This window comes from Halalkalibaculum roseum (assembly GCF_011059145.1).
GTDB lineage: Bacteria > Bacteroidota > Rhodothermia > Balneolales > Balneolaceae > Halalkalibaculum > Halalkalibaculum roseum.
Window position 1 is genome coordinate 180,174 of record NZ_JAALLT010000001.1, and the last position, 21,306, is coordinate 201,479.

General features: G+C 38.4%; 11 protein-coding genes. 9 read left to right on the top strand and 2 right to left on the bottom strand.

Annotated features, from left to right (window positions below; genetic code table 11):
• Nucleotides 1–294 precede the first annotated feature (294 nt).
• From G3570_RS00750 to G3570_RS00770, 5 genes are all read left to right on the top strand, one after another.
• Nucleotides 295–3,570 (top strand): helicase-related protein, encoded by a 3,276-nt coding sequence (locus G3570_RS00750; protein WP_165138182.1) that lies wholly within the window; start codon nucleotides 295–297, stop codon nucleotides 3,568–3,570.
• A complete protein-coding gene (locus G3570_RS00755) occupies nucleotides 3,570–7,160 on the top strand; it encodes an Eco57I restriction-modification methylase domain-containing protein (protein WP_165138184.1) in 3,591 nt (1,196 codons plus the stop codon). Before G3570_RS00750 ends, G3570_RS00755 begins: the two co-directional genes overlap by 1 nt.
• Complete coding sequence (locus G3570_RS00760; RefSeq protein ID WP_165138186.1) at nucleotides 7,157–9,082, top strand: AAA family ATPase; 1,926 nt, start codon at nucleotides 7,157–7,159, stop codon at nucleotides 9,080–9,082. Before G3570_RS00755 ends, G3570_RS00760 begins: the two co-directional genes overlap by 4 nt.
• Nucleotides 9,083–9,132: 50 nt before the next feature.
• The gene (locus G3570_RS00765) at nucleotides 9,133–12,813 is read left to right on the top strand and encodes an AAA family ATPase (RefSeq protein WP_165138188.1); all 3,681 of its coding nucleotides are present in this window, start codon (nucleotides 9,133–9,135) and stop codon (nucleotides 12,811–12,813) included.
• Between the two features lie 67 nt (nucleotides 12,814–12,880).
• Entirely contained in the window at nucleotides 12,881–13,903 is a 1,023-nt protein-coding gene (locus tag G3570_RS00770) for an ArdC family protein (RefSeq protein WP_165138190.1), read from the top strand.
• 33 nt (nucleotides 13,904–13,936) lie between these two features.
• On the opposite strand, the gene G3570_RS00775 is transcribed toward G3570_RS00770, so the two are convergent.
• Entirely contained in the window at nucleotides 13,937–15,625 is a 1,689-nt protein-coding gene (locus G3570_RS00775) for a competence protein CoiA family protein (RefSeq protein ID WP_165138192.1), read from the bottom strand.
• Between the two features lie 1,082 nt (nucleotides 15,626–16,707).
• Between G3570_RS00775 and G3570_RS00780 the strand changes: the two genes are divergently transcribed.
• The 4 genes from G3570_RS00780 to G3570_RS00795 all read left to right on the top strand — a co-directional run bounded on the left by G3570_RS00780 (nucleotide 16,708) and on the right by G3570_RS00795 (nucleotide 20,127).
• On the top strand, nucleotides 16,708–17,838 hold the full coding sequence (locus tag G3570_RS00780) for a PQQ-dependent sugar dehydrogenase (protein WP_165138194.1): 1,131 nt from the start codon (nucleotides 16,708–16,710) through the stop codon (nucleotides 17,836–17,838).
• A gap of 157 nt (nucleotides 17,839–17,995) precedes the next feature.
• Complete coding sequence (locus G3570_RS00785; protein ID WP_165138196.1) at nucleotides 17,996–18,844, top strand: dienelactone hydrolase family protein; 849 nt, start codon at nucleotides 17,996–17,998, stop codon at nucleotides 18,842–18,844.
• Nucleotides 18,845–18,964: 120 nt separating this feature from the next.
• Complete coding sequence (locus G3570_RS00790; RefSeq protein WP_165138198.1) at nucleotides 18,965–19,633, top strand: FAD-binding oxidoreductase; 669 nt, start codon at nucleotides 18,965–18,967, stop codon at nucleotides 19,631–19,633.
• Between the two features lie 104 nt (nucleotides 19,634–19,737).
• Nucleotides 19,738–20,127: a hypothetical protein gene (locus G3570_RS00795; RefSeq protein ID WP_165138200.1), complete on the top strand. Its 390-nt coding sequence runs from the start codon at nucleotides 19,738–19,740 to the stop codon at nucleotides 20,125–20,127.
• Nucleotides 20,128–20,225: 98 nt separating this feature from the next.
• Here the strand turns inward: G3570_RS00795 and queA are convergent, their stop codons facing one another.
• Nucleotides 20,226–21,227, bottom strand: coding sequence for a tRNA preQ1(34) S-adenosylmethionine ribosyltransferase-isomerase QueA (gene queA, locus G3570_RS00800; RefSeq protein ID WP_165138202.1), 1,002 nt, complete (start codon nucleotides 21,225–21,227; stop codon nucleotides 20,226–20,228).
• Between the last annotated feature and the right edge of the window lie 79 nt (nucleotides 21,228–21,306).

Below are 21,306 nucleotides of genomic sequence, written 5' to 3' on the forward strand. Positions count from 1 at the left end.
AATTTGGTTAGCATTTAAAGCAAATTTAATGGTGAGAATCGACAAGTCTAAATGTTTGGAATTGGCAACTAAGCTACCTCATGATAGAAGAGGATGTGTTGTGAAAGCCAATGTTTAATGTCTACAACTTTGTGTTTAATTGATCTTTTATACCAACCTATCGTATATATTATCATTTGCTTCTCTGTAATTAGGTCCCGAACATTACTAATTTTCTCCTTTAAACTTGCTAGACTTCTGTTATTTTAGTTAAAATCATTTATTAAGGTCAGAATGTTGGTTTAAATATTATTGATGGCATCTCATTTTTTTACGAATCAAGAAGGTGACGAACTACAACAGAAGTTCGAAGGGATATTTAACAACTACATAAACCTCTATGCTTTTCATGCGGTAGTTGGATATTTCCGTGCATCAGGGTATCACGCTATTCGAGAGCATTTGCTGAAACTAAGTGATGTAAAGATCCTCGTAGGAATTAATGTTGATCATATGATTGCCGAGGCTAAGCGCCGAGGCCTTATGTTTATGGGGGATCCCAAAAAGACCCGCGAAGAATTTGTTAAATGGATGCAGGAAGATATCAAGGAGGCCGAATATTCTAAGAAGGTGGAAGAAGGCATTCTCCTGTTTATGGAAGATATCATTGATGGGAAGATTGAGATTCGTGCTCATAAAAAGAAAAATCTGCATGCCAAGATTTATATTTTTCTACCGGAAGACTTCCATGAAGATGCCCAATATAGCGTTATCACCGGTTCTTCCAACTTAACTCATTCCGGGTTAGGTAATGGTGACAAAGATGCCAATTATGAATTTAATGTAGAGCTAAAACGGTATGATGATGTAAAGTTTGCCGAAAGTGAATTTCAGAAGCTTTGGGAGGATGGGGAGGAAATTCTGCCCGAAGATATCCAAAAAGCGAAAAAGGATACACATATTGGTAAAGAGTTTACGCCTTTCGAGCTGTATATAAAGTTTTTGATCGAATATTTCGGAAAGAATATCGACTACGATCCAGAGACTGTTGGTGATGTCCCCAAGCAGTTTATGAAACTGTCTTATCAGATTGATGCCGTAAATCAGGGATTCCAGATGCTGGAAGATTATAACGGATTCTTTCTTGCAGATGTAGTCGGTACCGGGAAAACTGTGGTAGCGGCTATGTTGGCCAAACGATTTATTATTGCGAACGGCACTGGTGATACAAAAATATTAGTCGTATATCCTCCGGCATTAGCCAAAAACTGGAAGCGTACATTCCGACTATTTGGTATTGATAAGTATGCAAAATTTATCACTAACGGAAGTCTGCATAAGATTGTGGAAGATAGAAACTTGGACTATTGGCCAAAGGAAGATTATGACCTGGTGATTATAGATGAAGCCCACAAATTTCGCAATAAGAAAGCGCAGATGTTTGAGAATCTTCAGATCATTTGCAAGGCGGGACGATATAATAACGGCTTGATCGATAGTGAAGAAAAGAAAGTAGTGTTGGTATCAGCTACTCCCTTAAATAACCGTCCTGAAGATATCTATAATATGATTCAGCTCTTTCAGGATGCAAGACGATCAGATCTGCCTGTAACAAACCTTACTTCCTATTTTTATCCACGTATCAAACGATATGAGGAGATTATGAAAAGGAATGAGCCTGATATTGAGGCTATTCGGGAGTTATATGCTGATATCCGTGAAAAAATACTAAAGCCGATAACAATCAGACGCACCAGAAGAGATCTCGAAAACGTAGATCAATACCGGGAGGATTTAAAGAAGCAAGGAGTGGTATTCCCTGATATTGCAAAGCCGCGGAAGCGTGAGTATGAATTGGGAGATGAGTTGCGAGGCTTATTTTTTGAATCGCTTGATTCTATTCTTGATGAGGATAAACTCCGCTACTACCGGTATCAGGCCATTAAATATTTAGATGAGGAAATAAAAGAGGAATATTACGACACTGCTGATTTAACTTCGCGTCAACTCGCGAGGATGATGACAACACTCCTTGTTAAGCGCTTAGAAAGCAGCTTTAAGGCCTTCAGGGATACACTAAATAACCTGCGTGATTCCACGGCGAATATGATTCGCACCTATGAAAATGGAAAGGTATTTGTAGCACCAGATCTGGATGTCAATCGGCTTATGGATGAAGGATTGACAGACGATGAGATCGAAATGAAGATTTTATCGATCTCAGATGAAAAGCCTGGTAATCGAACATTTGAGCCCGATGATTTTCGTCCAGAATTTATTGAAGGTTTGCGAAATGACTTACAGACTTTGGATGCCCTCTGTGATCAATGGGATGATGTAGAAGAAGATCCAAAGTTTAACAAGTTCCTTGATATGCTCAAGAATGAGCTTTTTGATCGTTCGATCAATCCTTCTGGAAAGTTGGTAATTTTCTCAGAAGCAAAATCGACTATTGAAGATCTTAATAAAAAATTAAAAGAACACGGTTATGATAGGGTCTTGACGGTTTCGGCTGATAATAGAAGTCGTGTATTCGAAGATGTATTGGCTAATTTTGATGCCAATTATGAGGGAGAGGTTAAAGATGAATATGATATTATTATAACCACAGAAGTATTGGCTGAGGGCGTAAACCTACATAGGGCTAATATAATCGTAAATTATGATACCCCCTGGAATGCCACGAAGCTCATGCAGCGTCTCGGGCGAGTTAACCGGATTGGTACACGGGCTGATACTATATATAATTACAACTTTTATCCTTCTGATGAAGGAGATATGATCATCTCATTAAAGAAAAAAGCATTAGTAAAGCTACAAAGCTTTCATTCAGCTTTTGGTGAGGATTCCCAAATTTATTCGTTGGATGAAGTAATCGAAGAGTTTGAGCTTTATAAAGAAGGACAGAAAGAAGATGAAGATGTCCGGCTAAAATACTTAGAATTCATTCGTAACTTTAAAGAAAATAATATCGAAGACTTTCGTCGCATAAAACGCCTTCCACTCAAGGCAAGAACGCTCCGATCTGCCGAAGAAGATGACAAAGGAACGGTTTGTTTCCTCCGGACGGACGATAAGAAGGAGCTATACTATGTGAGCAAAGATGAGCAAGTCATAGGGCTAAATTTTGAGGAAGCTGTAAACATTTTTGAAGCAACGGAAAAAGAAGAACCGCTTGGCGAATTGCCAGATTGGCACTATGACCATATAAATCGTGCTAAAAGGCAGTATGAAAAGGATATTCAAGAATTAAGGCCCGAAGGAGCTGTTACAGAAAAGAAAGATGCGCGTTATAATCGAGCAGCTCGCTTTTTAAAAGATATCAAAAGATATATTGATTCAGATCAGATGGATGAAGTATATCGCCGTCTTAAGAAGCTGATGGACGAAGGAACCTATGCTAATTTATTGACTGAGATAACGCGTGTACTAAACAAAAAAGCGAAGCCTTCTACGTCTTTTCGGGAATTGGAAAAGATTTCTGATAAATATAGCAGTCGCCTTAAGTTCTCTGATGAGAGAAAGGATAAAGAACAGGATCAGACGCTTTTACGACCAGAAATTATTATCTCTGAAAGTTTTAAGACATAATGAATAAAACTGAATTAAAAAATATACTCGCATCGGAATATGACCGATCATCATGGATCGAGTTATTAAAAATTGTTTTTAAAACGGGGCAAGTTTTTGTTGACCCTGCTCAAGCAAACTTGCCAAAAAATAAAACTAATTCAGCATTTCAGTTAGGCACTTTTAAAACATCGGATGATTATGAGATTGCTATATTTGAGGTAGAAGTAGATGAAAGTATTGATCTTTATCGAAATCGTGTTGGGGTAAGAAATCTACTGCAAAAATATTATAAGAGAGTAGATGGAATTTTCGCAGTTTTTACTCAAGGGAAGCGATTTCGGTTTTCATTTATTTCACAACTTTATGTATGGGATGAGGATGAAGGCAAATGGGTAGAAAATGAAACAGAGCCTAAAAGATTTACTTATGTATTAGGACAGGGAGAAACAGTAAGAACTCCTACTCAACGCTTTCTAAAGTTAACAAAATCGAAAGAAGTAAGCTTTCATGATATAAAGGAAGCCTTTTCTGTTGAAGCATTAAATCGAGAATTTTTTAAAAAATACAAGGAGCATTATAATAAGTTTTGGAAATTTCTGGCTAGCGAAGATTCTGGATATCGAGGTTCACTAGTTAATAAAAGTAAAGAGTCAGAATCTGATCGGACAAAGCCAATACGTGATTTTGTAAAAAAGCTTCTGGGGCAAATAGTATTCTTGCACTTTCTCCAAAAGAAAGGGTGGATGGGATGTCCAAAGGATTCCCAAAAATGGGGAAATGGAGAAAAGAAGTTTATGCAGTTACTATATAAAAATTTCGAAAACAAAGACCATTTTTATAGTCAATGTTTGACACAACTCTTCTATGAAACATTAAATACTAAGAGAGAAAATGATGTTTTTTCAGTAGAAGGTCTTAAAGGTATACCTAATAATACTCGAATACCATACTTAAATGGAGGTTTATTTGACCCTGAAAAGAATGATGCAATTTTAAACATTGATTTTCCAGATGAATACTTTGAAGATCTTTTAAACTTCTTTGAGCATTATAACTTTACCATCGATGAAAATAGTCCAGATGATCAAGAAATTGGCATTGATCCAGAAATGTTGGGTCATATTTTTGAAAACCTTTTGGAAGAAAATAGAGATAAGGGGGCTTTCTACACACCCAAAGAGATTGTCCAATATATGTGTAAAGAAAGCCTTATTGAATATTTACAAAACGATTTTAGTACGAAAAAAGATATTGAAGAGTTTATTCGATTCCATGATGTCTCAGATAAATTGGGGCAATCAAAAAATGCTTCATTAATTAATCAACGATTAGATGAAATTAGGGCATGTGATCCAGCAATTGGATCCGGTGCATTTCCAATCGGAATGTTGCAAGAAATATATAAAGCAAAACGCTTTATATATCCCTACTTATCCTCCAATCATGAGTTTGACCCAGCAGCTGTAAAGAAAAATATAATACAGAATTCAATTTACGGCGTCGACATTGAAAAAGGCGCAGTTGATATTGCTCAATTAAGATTTTGGCTTTCTTTGGTTGTAGAAGAGATAGAACCTGAGCCATTGCCTAATCTTGACTATAAAATTATGCAAGGTGACAGTCTACTTGAGCAGTATGAAGGTATTGAGCTAGGTAGGATCGCTTTTACCGATAGTGAAGTAACTGTTTTCGACTCTCAGGCAGATATGTTCTCTGGAACCGCAGATGAGCCTCAGTTACAGTACGATTTTTCAGAAGAGGACCGAGCAAATATTAAGGATTTACTAAGTGATTACTTTAAAGAAGAAGACAAGAATGAAAAGGCGAAAATTCATAAAAGGATTGATCAATTAGTAATCGAACATATTGACAAGTCTCTCGAATTTTTTGAGAACAAATTACATATCAAGATTGCTGAATGGGAAGAAAAGCTAAATAAGAAAGTTGAGAGTCTTTCTGGAACTAAGAAAAAGCAGTATAAGAAAGGGAGCAAAGAGCAAAAAGAGATAAAAAAGCTAAAGGATAAGCTTAAAAAGAAAAGTGAAGCAAGAGAACAATTACTAAAGTTTGAGGAAACTGAAGAACGTCCTTATTTCCTGTGGCATCTATTCTATATGAATGTTTTTGAACAGGGGGGATTTGATATAATGATTGGAAATCCTCCATATATTCAATTGCAATCTATTCGAGAAGAGGCCGACAAGTATGAAAAAGCTGACTATGACACCTTTAGACGTACAGGAGATATTTACTGCTTATTTTATGAACAAGGATTCAATCTTCTGAAAGATGGAGGGGTTTTAACTTATATAACGTCTAACAAGTGGATGAGAGGTGGATATGGCAAGGTTCTTCGAGAATATTTTACCACTGTTAATTCGCAGAAAGTTATTAATCTTGGTCCCAACGTATTTAAAAGTGCAACAGTAGATACGAATATCTATATAGGTAAGAAAGAACCTTTCCAGAATGAGGTAAAAGGTTATAAGATTAACAACAGAGATCAGCTGAAGAATTTAAAGGATGATGATTTAATTCCAATGCAAGATGTTGATGAAGAAGCTTGGGTTGTATTAGATGAAGATGAACTCGTTATTGATAAAGCCTTTAAGAGTTTTGGAAAACCACTTCTTGAATGGGAGCTAAAAATTAACTTTGGTATAAAAACCGGTTGTAATCAGGCATTTAAAATTGATCAAGAGAAAAGAGATGAGTTGGTAGATAAAGACCCAAAAGCTAAAGAAATAATTAAACCTTTACTCCGTGGACGTGATATTGAAAGATATAAGGCGGAATGGGATGGTCAGTATTTGATAAATACACATAATGGAGTTAAAGATTTAAATATACCGCGCATTGATGTTGAGGAATATCCTTCTATCAAAGAGCACTTGAAAAGTGAAAAACACTGGGAAAGTGTTTCTAACCGATATGACCAAGGGGATACTCCATTTAATCTCAGAAATTGTACCTACGTCAAGGATTTTAAAAAAGAAAAAATCATCTGGAAAAGAATAGGTTCTATCATGCGTTTTGCCTATTCAGATGAAGAAATCTATTGTTTAGATAGTACGTGTATCGCTACGGGCGAAAAGATTAAATACCTCACCGCAGTATTAAATTCTAAAGCTGGGTTATATCAGCTTTTCAAAAGTTCGCCACAGACTGGTACTGGTGACCAAATAATTAGTAACCAAGCTCTGGAGCCCTTTTTAGCTCCTTATCCATCTGAAGAAATCGAGCAAAAGTTCAATAACTTGGTGGACATCATACTGTTCATAAAATCTTGGGACAAATCCGATAAAGAGAGAATTATTGAGGCTCTCTCCGACGAAACTATTTCAAGCTTATTTGAAGATGTTGTTGACCATATGGTTTATGAGCTTTACTTCGAAGAACATATGAAGCAAAAAGATATTGACATACTTCAAATCATTGATTTCCCAATTTTAGCTGATATTGAGACGGAGGAAGAAAAAAGAAAAACTATTTGGGATTTATATAATCAATTGAGAAAAAAAGAAAATCCTATTCGTAATCGGATGTTACTGGCTTTTACAAGAAGTCCCAATGTCATCAAGAAAATAAATGATACTGTAGTACAGTGAGCTTACAAGAGCTTCATATTGGAAACTTTAAATTTTTCAGAGACGTAGATCCAGGTAGTCCACTTCTCAAAATTAATGGAAGGAATCTGCTAATCTATGGTGAAAATGGAAGTGGAAAATCTGCAATATATTGGGCGTTATATACACTACTTGAATCGAGCATAAAAAAGTCAGATGCTGAAATTGAGAAGTATTTTGATAAACGTAAAAGAGAGAGTCTTGTTAATATTTATGCTCAGAGTGGTGGGGATGCATACATCGAAGCAGTTATTAAAGATGAACAAGGGAGTAAAAAAAACTATAGAGTTTCGAAAAATGATCTGGATGTAAGAGGTGATTCAGATTTACAAGAGAGTAATATGGCATCTGATTTTATCAATTATCGAGTGTTGTTTCAGTTGCATAATCTTAAACATTCTAATGAGAATGATTTATTCCCATGGTTCGAAGAGGAAGTGCTACCCTATGTTAAGAGAGGTTCTGAGCCTTGTTTAAATGAATTTGAAGATTTAAAGAATGGACCAGATAAAGTTACAGATAAACATGGGGATGAGGTATTTCCAACAGCGTCATTAAGGACAAGTGACGACCCAGGTGAGAAGCAAAATTACGAGTACTATAAAAGTTATAAAAATAGAGTAGGGGCTTGGAATGATTGGTTTAAAAAGTATTTAGAACGCATTTTCTTAACTGCTAATTCGATTCTGCAGGATGATTTTGCTTATAATTTCAGAATTACTTTTGAAATTAAAAAAAAGGCAAGGTTCAACTTTGAGGCTAGTGATGAAGAAATAGAATTCTATAACCCAAAAGTCTTTTTAAAGGTAATTGAATATGAGGGTATAGAAAATCCTAAAATACCAAAACCCCATACCTTCTTAAATGAAGCAAGGTGGTCAGCAATAGGGTTAGCCATCAGGTTTGCAATTCTCGACCAAAAATTAGATCCCGCTGAACTCAAGTGCTTAGTAATTGATGATATGCTACTTAGTTTAGATATGAGTAATCGTGATGTTGTAACAAAATTGTTGCTAGAGCGATATTCAAAAGAATATCAAATAATATTCATGACTCACGATATAAGCTACTTTATTTGGCTGAAGCATGAGCTAAAAAATAAAGGCCTACTTGATGACAGTACTTGGAAAGCCTTAGAAATGTATGTCAATGAAGGTGAGTCTGGGAACCCGGGTAGCTTTGATGAACCGTTACTTTTAGAGAGCGAAAGTGAGTTGGCAATTGCACATCGGCATTTTTCCAATCATGATTATCCAGCTGCTGCTAATTATTTACGAAAATGTGCAGAGGATTTGTTGAGCAATTGGTTGCCAGAAAAATATTGGAAGGATAAAGAAAGTAAAAGTCATCATAATAATAAGATGCCTTTATCAAATATTATTGATGCTGGGATAAAATTTTTAACAAGAATTAACCAACCAACTGATCTTTATAAGGAGTTAAGAAAATATGTCAGTATTTTGCTAAACCCATTATCTCATGCAGAAGTTGGGGTGAATAGATACAAAGTTGAGATCCAAAGTATATTCGATCTGATTGAAGATATCGAAGCCTTCCATGATTCGATTGAATACAAACCTTTGGCAGCAGGGGGAGAAACGTTACAAATGCGAATACCTAAGCCGTCAACCAACCAGATATATACATATGTATTTGATTTGAAAGAGAGCTTATATGAGGTAAATGTTGATGGGGAAATAAGTTTATCACAATGTACGGTAAGCTCAAAAGAATGCTTCCCAATTGAAGATGGAAGTATAATTGAAGAAGAGAGGTGTAGATTCGAAAAGTATACTAATGAAAAATTGATTCAAGCATATTTGGGTATCTGTGATTATGATGATGAGTTTACTGCAGAAGATGATTACAGGCCGTTCCTATACAAGGATGATGAGAAAATCTAATTAAGTTAATTATGGGGTAATTATATCAGCAATAGAATAGAGGACTTTTTATGAAACATTTATCAATGAGAGTGGCTTGGCACGATAGCAAATGGAACGGTACAGTATGTAATAAGCCCAATATAAACAGCTATTGTTTGCAACTTCCAAGAATTTATGAAAATAAGAAAGATGATGAACCTGCAAATGCCGAATGGAAAGATTTAGAACCAGAGCAGTTACCACCTTGTAAAGCAGAAGGTGGTGCTTTTATGAGCCCTAATATACATAGACGAGGATTTACCCATCCATATCAGAGTTTTAGAGACACGCATAAGCATTTGGAGTATACTATATACGAAGTCCCACCATACACTACTTTTGCAGTTCCATATTGGTGGATGTTGGAAAAAAATCAAGATCAAATATCTGAAGAGTACCCAAATCTAATTCAAAACTATCAAAAGGCGCCCTTTAGGTCTCCTTGGATTTTTGATCATCAACGCCAGCATGATATTGTAAATAACTTTTTTGGTGAGTTAGATTCAAATGAATCATTGGTTCTTTTTTATACAAAATCTGGTCAACCTATAAATGAAGATATCAGAAGACTTTTAGTAGGAATAGGAGAAATTACTAAAGTTGGTAATACCTTAAGCTATAAAAAAAGTGGTGAGGGTAATGATTACCCAATTTGGGACCGTCAAATTACTCATTCCATTCGTGATCATGTGGATAAAGAGTCTCATAAAGGTTTTTTAATTCCTTACCATGAATATCTTGAACTCCCAGATGATTATGAGTTAAAGGTAGACGGAGAAATAAAGACGAAGGATGAGTTATTAGAAGAAATTTCGGTTTCATTATTAGAACTAGGACAGGATCTAAGTAGGATCGATGAATTTTCTTATGGTAGTGAGCATATCGAAAATAGATCGATGCTAGCTATACTTTCGATGCTGCGTGAAATAGTAACAAGTATTCAGAATCATGGTATTGTAAAAGGACCTTGGAGGAAAAGGTTACAATGGCTTGGCGAACAAATCGGAAAGACTAAAGATCGAATAGGGCCATTTCCGTCTTTTGGTCAAGCTTTGGTTGCATTTGGATTCAGACATGGCCACTTGTTTGCAAAAGATATTTATGACCTTAATCTGTGCGATCCCAAAGGAAATCCTTGGGATGTATTTGATAGGGCATTGCATGGAAGGGTTAAAGAAATTACATCCGAAAAATATTATCGAGAACTCCAAGAAAAGCAGGCTATTTGGGATGGTTTAAGTTATGAGTTGCAAGAGCTACTCGAGTTGCTTTCAAGGTTTAATCTAACTGCAAGGCAAATAAAAAAATGGTACAATCCTGATTTACGCAAAAAATTCACTAATCTAAGTACAGAAACCATACTAGCTAATCCCTATGTATTAGTCGAAGATGATGATCCTGAGGTAGATGAACATGGAGTATCAATTGAAACTATAGACTCCGGGGTATTTGAGGATAAAGCTATTCAGGGAGATAGTGTTCCGGCAGATAAGTATCGTGTTGACTCAAATGAAGATAAGCGAAGAGTTCGGGCTGCAATAGTTGAACTTTTAAAACGAGCAGCTGAAGAGGATGGAGATACACTACTTTCATTTACTGAAATATGTGAAAGAATAAATGCGCTAAAATTACCTTACGAAATTGAGATAGATACAATATTCTTACAGGCCCATGTAGAATATTTAAAAGAGAAATTAACTCATATTACCACAAATTCAATACAAGCCCTCCAATTAAAACATTATGATGATGTTGAAAGTTATTTAAAGAAAGTATTTGTAGCTCGTGCTCTAAAGGAACTAGAATCAATTAATGAGGATTGGGAAGAATTAATTGTAAAAACTATTGAAGAGACTGGAGCAACTTTTGACCCAGAGAATCAAAGGCACTTGGATGCATTGGAGGATCAAGCAGAGTCTCTTGAAAAAATCTCAACTCATAAGTTGAGTGTTTTACATGGTCCGGCTGGTACGGGGAAAACTTCTGTTCTGGGAGCTTTTGTAAAATCAAAAAAACTGAGAGAGGATGGAATTCTGTTACTTGCACCGACAGGTAAAGCCAGGGTTAAATTGGGTGATATGGCAGGAACAGAAGCATATACGATTGCGCAGTTTCTAACGCGGTTGAAAAGATTTGATTGGAAAAGAATGAAACCCCGCTTTATTGGAAAGAAAAAATATCGAAGTGAAAGAACCATTATTGTTGATGAATGTTCAATGTTAACTGAGGATGACTTTTATGCTTTGTTTCAAGCTATAGATATGGCTCATGTAGAACGTATTATACTTGTGGGTGATCCCTATCAATTGCCACCTATTGGAGCGGGGCGTCCTTTTGCTGATTTATGCTCATGGTTAGATGTTGAACACGAAGATCAAAGCGAACTGGATAAAAGAAGGAAAAAAGCTGCAAAAGCTTTAGCTAGACTTGAAGTCGTTGTCAGAACGAGCGGTGGTGCTGATTCTGATACATTAGCGCTTGCTAATTGGTTTGCAGGTCGCAAGGCAGGGAAGAATAATGATTCTATTTTTGAAAGGATTGGAGATAATGAAAAACTAAATGACCTTAGGATTGAGTTTTGGGAGTCGGATAATGAAATAGAAGATTTATTTAAAGATGTATTAATAGATGAACTTGATCTTAATGGAGAGGGAGATTATCAAAACTTTAATCGTGCGCTTGGAGCAGAGAAGAATGGTTTTTTCCCTCAGGATAATCCCGAAGTTGTAGAAAATATGCAGATATTGACTCCTCAGAAAAATCCAATATGGGGGAGTTATTCGCTTAATCGTCTTATTCAAGAAAATTTTAGAGAGCGTCCATCTAATTACTGGGAACGAACTTTGGGTGATCAGCATATTTGGGAAGGGGATAAAGTAATTCAATTGAAAAATGAGAAGAGAAAACCTTATAAAGAAGATAAACAATATCAGTTATCTAATGGTCAGATAGGTTATGTATTTGACCAGAGGAAAAATTATTTAAACGTTTATTTTTCGGGACATCCGAAGCTTAGTTTTGGGTTTTCTAGTCATGACTTCGATGAAGAGGGTGGATTAATTGAATTGGCATACACTATAACAATTCATAAAAGCCAAGGAAGCGATTTTAATAAGGTGTTTTTAATTATTCCTAAAGACAGCCCTTTGTTATCAAGAGAATTACTTTATACAGGGTTAACTCGGGCAAAAGACCAACTAGTTTTATTAGTAGAAGGAGATGACTTCAGTTGGATAAGCAAGTATTCTAATGCCGATAGTTCTCTTACAGCTAGGAGAAATACTTTGTTATTTAATAGTAGTATAAGAAAGACACAGTCTGCAATACCATATGTTGAAAATTTAATACACAAAACTAATGATGGTACTTTTGTTCGTAGTAAATCAGAAGTGATAATTGCCAATCTATTATATGAGGAAGGAATTGAGTATGAGTATGAACGCCCATTTCAGACTGATGATGGTTGGCGGCTACCAGACTTCACGTTTATTGATCCAGCTGGTGATTTAATAATTCTTGAACATTTAGGGTTGTTACATAAGCAAGCATATAAAGAAGACTGGCTTAAGAAGAAAACATTCTATGAAGACCATGGTTTTATTTTAGGAGAAAATCTCTTTGTAACTGTAGATGATGAGAGAGGGGGTATCAATTCTCAAAAAATAAAGGATCAAATTATCCCAGAGATTAAAGAGCGTGTATTATTTTAAAAAATCATCAAATCTGAAATAATCGAGTATTTAATTAGGACTGCTAGAGTAATTATATACAAGAGATATGAATCTACCTGAAAAAATAGAGCATTATACCTCACAGATCGATTCAATATCTGAGACAATTCTTGAGCAAATGAAGGATGGAAAGTCAAATTGGGATATGCCTTGGCATGAGGGAATTCCAGAAGCCTGGAATCCGGTAACAGGTAAATTCTATGGTGGCAACAATTTTTTATTGCTTTGGCAGGCCTGTATTAATAACAATTATACAACTAACCATTGGGCAACTTTTAAGCAATGGCAAAGAAAAGGCCCTGGAGTAAGGGTAAAAGCCGGTGAAACAGGTACGCTTGTTATGTTCGCTATACCAAGGGAAACATCCGATGAAGGAGACGAGCAACAAGAGGGGCAAAAATATTTTGACTTCATTAGTGAGGAAGAAAAGGAAAATGCCCGTGAAGATTTTTTCTTTAGATATTATTGGGTTTTTAATGCTGATCAAGTAGAAGGATATGATAAAAGTCAGCCAGACCTTTTTACTGAGAATATTTCTGATTTTGATAGATTAAAGAAGTTCATAAATAAAACAGGTGCAGAAATAAAGAATGGTGGTAATCGAGCCTTTTATACAATAGTTGAGGATTTTATTCAAATGCCAGAAATGGCAAGATTTAAAGCAGTTAAAGGGAATGGCTCTCAAACGTTGAATTATTACAGCACATTGCTGCACGAAATTATACATTGGACTGGACATGAGACAAGATGTGGTAGGAAGTTTGGTTTTAAATTCGGTGATAATGCTTATGCTTTTGAAGAATTAGTTGCGGAGTTAGGTGGGGCCATTTTGACTACACAATTTAATACACAGCCATTTCCAAGAGAAGATCATGCTGTCTATTTAAATAGTTGGATAAAAGTGCTCGAAAATGATTTTTCATATTTTACAGAGACTCTTGAATTAGCCCGAACTGCAATTTATTGGCTATATCAAGAAACTGATATTCTCCCCTTTGATTTAAAACCTCAATATGGGCGGTCGTTTTCGGAAAGCAGAGTTAAAAATTGGGAAGCATTGGTAAATTGAGATATCATTTGAAATGAGTTTCAATTCTTTCAATTAATTTGACTGTTCAAAATCTTCAAGAAGGGTAAGATCTAATTCCGAAATAAACTTTGGATTAATATTTATACTAGAATTGCATTCATGTTTATGCCTGGCATATTTGAAGTGATCTTTTGTTAGTTCGATTTGTCTAAAATCATGATGACCACAGAACGGACAAGTTATACCATCATGAATGTTCGAGGCCATATAACATTTTTTACATGATCGTGCTTTTTCACCATACGTTTCAAAAGCTCTCTTTTCTGATTTGATAATATTTTTAATACGATTTGTTTTTAACCTGTCTGTCTCATCAATTTTTTGCTTTTTTATTAATTCATTGAATTCAATTTGCAACTTTCTAAGTTCTTTTTGTAATGTTTTCTTTCTTTCAAGTTCTTGGACATAGTTAACATAATCAGGCCATGAATTGTATTTGATCGTAAAACAGTTTTTATTCTTAGAATTGGCTTCAATAATACCTAGCTGAGATAAATAGTTTAAGTATTCTATTATTGGTTTAAATGGTGATATAATCATATGGTTTTCCGTATCTGTAAAAAACCAGCTACCCTTTTCTGCATACCATTTGTCTCTTTTACTACCAATCTCTTTTTGTTTTTGCTTGACAAAATTTAACTCCTCTACAAATTCAATTACTCCAAACCGATTCACTACCCATTTTTTAACCTCATTCGCATTGAAAGTAGAATCTATTGGGTTATTGTGGATATACTTAAGAAATATGGCACTTTGCCAAGCCTTTGGATGTACGTTAAATATCCAATCGGATGCTATTTCACTGGAAAGTAGAGGTGGGTCCTTTTCTTCGTCGTATTCGATCTGATTTAAACTATTGGAAATAAGTGTTTCATTAATTTTAAGTAAATCCAGCTTTCGTTTATAAATCCATTCTTTATCAGCACGTTTGAGTTTCTCCAAATTCTCTAAGTAAGGCGTTCTTTTTTTCTGCCTTAGCTTTTCAAAATCTTCCTTTTTCTTCGCTTCACGTTTTTTTCTCTTTTTAATTTGTTTATTAATCTTATCAACTTTTTGCCTTAGTTTTTTTAAGCGCCTTTTAAAGATTAAATCACCCTTAGGATTATTTATCCAGTAGCGATTATTTACATTTCTGTTTACCTCACATTCAAATTTTTCCAGATCTAATAGCGTTTCCTCTGTGAGATTACTTAAATCAATTTCTAACATCGGTTCCTGAACTGATTTAATTATCTTTCTTTTCTTTTCGTCCACCTCATGGGTTACTTTTATCTCAATATTTAGGGCTTTTCCTTTAACATAAGCAACGACGTCTGGTCTGTAACCTTCTTTAGATACTTCAGTGTCAACACGATCAAGTTTTAATTTAGCAGGTCGAATATGAGTTGATTTTCCTTGATGCTGCATATTATCATCATCCACTAAGGAAATAGCCCTTTCATATTTAGGAGTGTAAATCTCTAATTCGGTTTTTATCACTTGTTTTGCCATGACATGAATGGCAGTTTCTAGTGAACCTTTACATTCTTTTGAATGGTAGTGTGCAAAGTGGTGTGCTTTTTCGGTCCCGTTATTTTTTGCTACTAGCTTTTTACCACAATTAGGGCACTCGCAACCACAACTTAGACCGTTTGTTACATTAGATATATGACAAATTTTATCCCCTTTAAGTCCAAATGGTAATTTTATGTTTCCACTCATAATCTTGAATCATAGTTTTTTAAAACGATGAGGTTTTAGATATCATCTATTCAATAATTACGATTTGATAATATTTAAGTCAAGAATTGCCATTGGGGAAAATTAAATAACTAAGCCTTGCAAACCACGAATGCCTGCAAGGCTCTATGCATCTAAGTTCCCAAATTGAAATGGATCGAGTGTTAGTTCTCCTAAGAATATATAATCCAGCGCGTTTACCAATTTCGATACTCGCAAGATTTTATTAATTCATTGCCTATCATAATCCTTGGATAAGGCAACTATTTCTAGAGATTTATAGATCTATTTTTCAACCCGTAGACGTACAAAGAAATGTGGTGGCCATATGTTGGCCAAGCCCTTAATAAAAAAGCCGTAAAGCGTTGATTATATACGCTTTACGGCTTTTGAGTTGTACGCCCGGAAGGATTCGAACCCTCAACCTTCTGATCCGAAGTCGGACGCTCTATCCAGTTGAGCTACGCGCGCAGATAAAGTCATTAGGTCAAAAAGTAGGCCCGCCCCGAGAAATCGGGGGACCCCTCAACCTTCTGATCCGAAGTCGGACGCTCTATCCAGTTGAGCTACGGGCGCAGATAAAGTCATTATGTCAAAAAGTATGCCCGCCCCGAGAAATCGGGGGAACCCTCAACCTTCTGATCCGAAGTCAGACGCTTCCCGATAAATCGGGATTGAGCTACGGGCGCTTTTGTTTAAATAGCAATAGGCAAATCTCAAAAACCAAACAATTTTCAATTACCAAATGTCAAAACAAGCGTTTTGTAATTAGAACTTGTCTTTTGGTGCTTGTTTGTACCTTGGGATTTGCCCTTTGAAATTTCCACCAACAAGTTGGTGGACAAATATCTCGCTTCATTCAACAAATTACAAACGTTTTCCTGCCTCCAATGTAGCACTCCTCGTCCTGAGTTTGTAAAAGTTTTTTGCGGCTAGTCATTTTGGAATGCTGTATCACTGTATTTGATTCTGATGTTTAGCCTGGGTTTGTAAAATAATCCTAAACAGGTTATTTACCGTTCAAAGTAATTAGTCGTAACTATAAATTTTTTGATACTTTAGCCATGAAAAAAATCCTGCCTCTATTCACCCTGATGTTTTCGTTTCTTGCAATCAGCTGCGCCGGTCAGCCGGATATTGAGAGATCGGACACAGATGAAAATTACACAACCGAAACAGTAGTCAGTGAGGTCTCGGTACCCTGGGGAATGACCTGGCTGCCCAACGGTGATATGCTCATCACCGAGCGATCAGGCACGCTGCATATTTTCAGTGACGGCGACCTCAGTGAGCCGCTTTCAGGGGTTCCGGAAGTCTGGTCCAATGGACAGGGTGGAATGCTGGATGTCGCCCTCCATCCTGACTATGAAGAAAACGGGTGGATCTATCTCACCTACTCAAGTCCCCAGGGTAATGAGCGCGGGGCCAACACGGCGCTGATGAGAGCCCGCCTGAATGATGATCATACCGGTTTGACCAACCAGGAAGTGCTCTACAAGGCGGTACCTAACACACGGCGCGGCCAGCATTTTGGCAGCCGAATCGCTTTTGATGATGAAGGGTATGTCTATTTCAGCATCGGTGACCGAGGAAACCGGGATGTGAATCCTCAGGATATCACCCGTGACGGGGGAAAGATTTACCGGCTGAACCCGGACGGTACCATCCCAGCGGACAATCCCTTTGTTAATGAATCAGGGGCCAAGAAAGCTATTTATTCCTACGGACATCGAAATCCTCAGGGTATGGCCACTCATCCCGAAACAGGGGAGATATGGACACATGAGCACGGACCTCGAGGAGGCGATGAAGTAAACCTGATTAAGAAAGGAGAAAATTACGGGTGGCCTATCATCAGCTATGGTATCAACTACAGCGGCACCGAGTTTGCCGAGGATACGGCGCGGGCCGGGATGATGCAGCCTGAGTGGTACTGGGATCCATCCATAGCACCTTCGGGCATGGCCTTTGCTACCAGTGATACCTATCCCGAATGGCAGGGACACCTACTGGTCGGATCCCTTAAGTTCAACTACCTGGTGCTGTGCCTGATGGAGGATAATACCATCACCGGCGAAGAAGTGCTATTTGAAGGCATCGGACGTGTACGCAGCGTAGAACAGGGCCCGGACGGGTATATTTACGTGGGTACCGAGGGGAACGGAATTGTGAGAATTGTTCCAAAAGGGACTTAATGGCTATGACACAGAGTTGCTCAGAGTTTCCACAGAGTGACACAAAGTCTCTGTGAAACTCTGCGCTCCTTTGAGTAACTCAGTGTAACAACCCGATGCAACTTTTTATTCTAAGCTTCATTTAAAGAATACACATTAACCTGTAATAACTACAGTTATGAAAACGATACTTGGATATATTTCGATAGCCATACTTGCATTAATGATTGCTTCCTGTGGTTCGGAGAAGAAAGACGATTACCTCGACCGCATGGATGAAGAACATAAAGATGACGCTCCGGTAGCAAATGCCGCGAGCGAAACACCACAATCCGCTGATGTGTCCGAGGAGACCGTCACCTATGCCACGGTCAACGGACAGGAAATCACCGGTTACCTGGCCAAACCGGAGAATGCTGAGGGAGATCTTCCCGGTCTGATTGTGATCCACGAGTGGTGGGGACTCAATGACAACATCCGCATGATGACCCGTCGCCTGGCTGGGGAAGGATATACCGCACTGGCGGTAGACTTGTACAACGGCAAGGTAGCCGAAACGCCCGACAGTGCCGGGGCTTATGCCCGTTCTGTAGAGCAGGAGCCGGCTCTCGATAACCTGACGCAGGCTTATAACTATCTGATTGACACCCAAAATGCTAACGGGGTCGGAACTATAGGCTGGTGTTTTGGCGGGGGTTGGTCGCTTCAGACGGCGCTTGCCATGCCTGAGGATATTGATGCCACGGTTATCTACTACGGCCGCCTGGTTACTGATAAAGACCGTCTGGAAAACCTGACGATGCCTATCCTGGGAATTTTCGGGGCTGAAGATGGCGGTATCCCGCCTTCAGCAGTGAATGAATTTGAGTCCGCACTGAATGATGTGGGTGTACAGAATTCTATTCACATCTATGATGGTGCCGGACATGCCTTTGCCAACCCATCCGGAAGAAACTACGTGGAGAAAGCGGCCAACGACGCATGGATGAAGACAACGACCTTCTTCGAAGAGCATCTTAAGAACTAGCCTTTCCTTTTTTATCACTAAGGCACTTAGTATCTGAGTGTCTTAGTGGTATATTTTGAATGAAATAGCTGTAAATCTCATTAAGGTATGCAGAATATGAACTGCAAATAATTTACCAAGATGAGCTACACAGTTACCATACGAGATATCAAAGAAATTACCCACGACGTTAACCAGTATACCTTCGACAAGCCGGAGGGTTATGAATTCGAACCCGGCCAGGCTACCGAGGTAGCCATTGATAAGGATGGCTGGCGTGATGAAAAACGTCCTTTCACCTTCACCTCGCTCAATGAAGATTCGCAGCTTCAGTTTACCATCAAGATCTATCCTGAACACGATGGGGTCACCGAACAGATTGGAAAATTGAAAGAGGGCGACAGCTTCATCATTGATGACGCTTGGGGTACCATTCAGTATAAAGGTCCTGGTGTGTTTCTGGCCGGCGGCGCGGGTGTCACACCCTTTATTGCCATTTTACGTGACCTGCACAAGCGAGGCGAGATTGACGGCAACAAGCTTATTTTTTCGAATAAGACCGAAAAGGATATCATCCTGGAGGACGAGTTTCAGGAAATGCTCGGCGATAATTTTGTGAATACGCTCACGGAAGTGGATGAATCGGAGGAGTACCTGACCGAGTTTATCGATAAGGAGTTTATTGAGGAGCATATCGATGACTATGATCAGAATTTTTATGTATGCGGACCTCCCCAGTTTGTGGCCGACATCAGCAGTTACCTGCAGGAACTGGGCGCCGACACTGATGGCATTGTCTTCGAAGAATAGTCAACCACTAAGACACTTAGTGACTAAGTGGTAAGTATTTAAACGATATCAATCTAATCCCTGTTTAATACACTAACAATAATCTCAAACAAAGTATTATTTAGATGAAATTAGTCGATCCGTCGGGAAATGAAGTAACCAGTAAAGAAAACAAAGACGCTAAGGAGCTGGAGAAGCAGCTTTCCAGCAAGATTGAAGAGATGCTGGAGCCGGTGATGAACAAAGTTAAGCTATCCGGTGCTCAAGTGCCGCAGCAGCAGCTTATGCAAATCAGCTCAGCTGCACACCAGATGCTCTTCAACCGCATGATTTATAACCTGCTGAGCAAAGTAGGCATTGAAGATATCAATGAAGTGCTGTCAGAAGACGATGTGGAAGAACTCTCCACCTCCCTGAAAAACCAGATCAAGATCCAGGGTCAGGACGATGACAGCAATGACATGCCTGACATGCAGGAAATGATGCGAAAGCAGCAAGACAAGCCGGAAGCGTAAAAAGCACTATATCATAAAAAATTGGGCTTCGAGGGGGGGTGTACTCCCGTAAATAGGGCAACTTTGCTCTGAGGGAGTTCCACTCTCGTCTACTAGTCTTACAATATCAGCATGGCATCGCCAAAGGAGTAGAATCGATACTTCTCGTCGATGGCATGCTGATATATTTTTTTCATCTCTTCGTAGCCCGTAAAGGCAGCAACCAGCATCAGTAACGTGCTTTTGGGCAGGTGAAAGTTGGTTATCAGTGCATCTACCGCCTTGAACTCGTAGCCCGGCCTGATAAATATATCAGTCTCGCCGGCATCTTCTTGAAAGGCATTGTATTTGTTCCTAACCGACTCAAGTACCCGGACACTGGTGGTACCGATAGCTGTAATGTGACTTGCCCCATTGAGCCGGTTCACTGTTTTCTCATCCAGCTCATACCACTCTGAGTGCATGGTATGTTCTTCAATCTCGTCTTCTTTGACCGGTGCAAAAGTGCCGAGACCGACATGTAGGGTGACCTCTGCCCATGAAATGCCGCTATTCTTAATGTTGTCAATAAGCTCATCTGTAAAATGGAGTCCGGCCGTCGGGGCCGCCTTGCTGCCCATGTCTTCCGCAAATACGGTCTGGTACTCTTCCGACAACGACTCATCCTGTTCTATATAGGGCGGAAAAGGTGTACGCTGATAGATGCCGTAAGCTGAGCTTTCCAGGTCCGGCTCCATTCTAAGAGTACGAAGCCCTTCCTCATCAATATCCAGCACGGTAGCTGAAATCTCATCGCTCAGCTGAATTGTTTTTCCTCTCTTAAACTTCTTGCCGGGCCGCACCATAGCTCGCACCCGGTTATTATCCAGGGATTCGAGAATGAAGACTTCCATTTTGCCCTCATCAAACAGCAGCCGGCACTTTTCGACCTTGCTGTTGTTGGCTACCAGGGTGGTGTCCGAAGGGAGGTGGTTGGCCAGGTTGTAGAAATAGTCGTCGGTTATGCTGCCGTCAGCCCGGTTATAGACCAGCAGTCGGGCATGGTCACGCGGATGTGCCGGTTTCTGGGCTATGTATTCCTCAGGCAGTTCATAATCAAAATCAGAAAGGGTAAAAGTCATTTTTGGCCGCGGATTTACACAGATTTGGTGAAGGAAATGTTACTTGCTGAGCAAGCAAAATTCAGGCTGTGAAGATAAG

What these genes read in the sequence shown, in the direction of transcription:
- G3570_RS00750 (WP_165138182.1), top strand. Translation starts at nt 295, where the DNA reads ATGGCATCTCATTTTTTTACGAATCAAGAAGGTGACGAACTACAACAG.
- G3570_RS00755 (WP_165138184.1), top strand. Translation starts at nt 3,570, where the DNA reads ATGAATAAAACTGAATTAAAAAATATACTCGCATCGGAATATGACCGA.
- G3570_RS00765 (WP_165138188.1), top strand. Translation starts at nt 9,133, where the DNA reads ATGAAACATTTATCAATGAGAGTGGCTTGGCACGATAGCAAATGGAAC.
- G3570_RS00770 (WP_165138190.1), top strand. Translation starts at nt 12,881, where the DNA reads ATGAATCTACCTGAAAAAATAGAGCATTATACCTCACAGATCGATTCA.
- G3570_RS00775 (WP_165138192.1), bottom strand. Translation starts at nt 15,625, where the DNA reads ATGAGTGGAAACATAAAATTACCATTTGGACTTAAAGGGGATAAAATT.
- G3570_RS00780 (WP_165138194.1), top strand. Translation starts at nt 16,708, where the DNA reads ATGAAAAAAATCCTGCCTCTATTCACCCTGATGTTTTCGTTTCTTGCA.
- G3570_RS00785 (WP_165138196.1), top strand. Translation starts at nt 17,996, where the DNA reads ATGAAAACGATACTTGGATATATTTCGATAGCCATACTTGCATTAATG.
- G3570_RS00790 (WP_165138198.1), top strand. Translation starts at nt 18,965, where the DNA reads ATGAGCTACACAGTTACCATACGAGATATCAAAGAAATTACCCACGAC.
- G3570_RS00795 (WP_165138200.1), top strand. Translation starts at nt 19,738, where the DNA reads ATGAAATTAGTCGATCCGTCGGGAAATGAAGTAACCAGTAAAGAAAAC.
- queA (WP_165138202.1), bottom strand. Translation starts at nt 21,227, where the DNA reads ATGACTTTTACCCTTTCTGATTTTGATTATGAACTGCCTGAGGAATAC.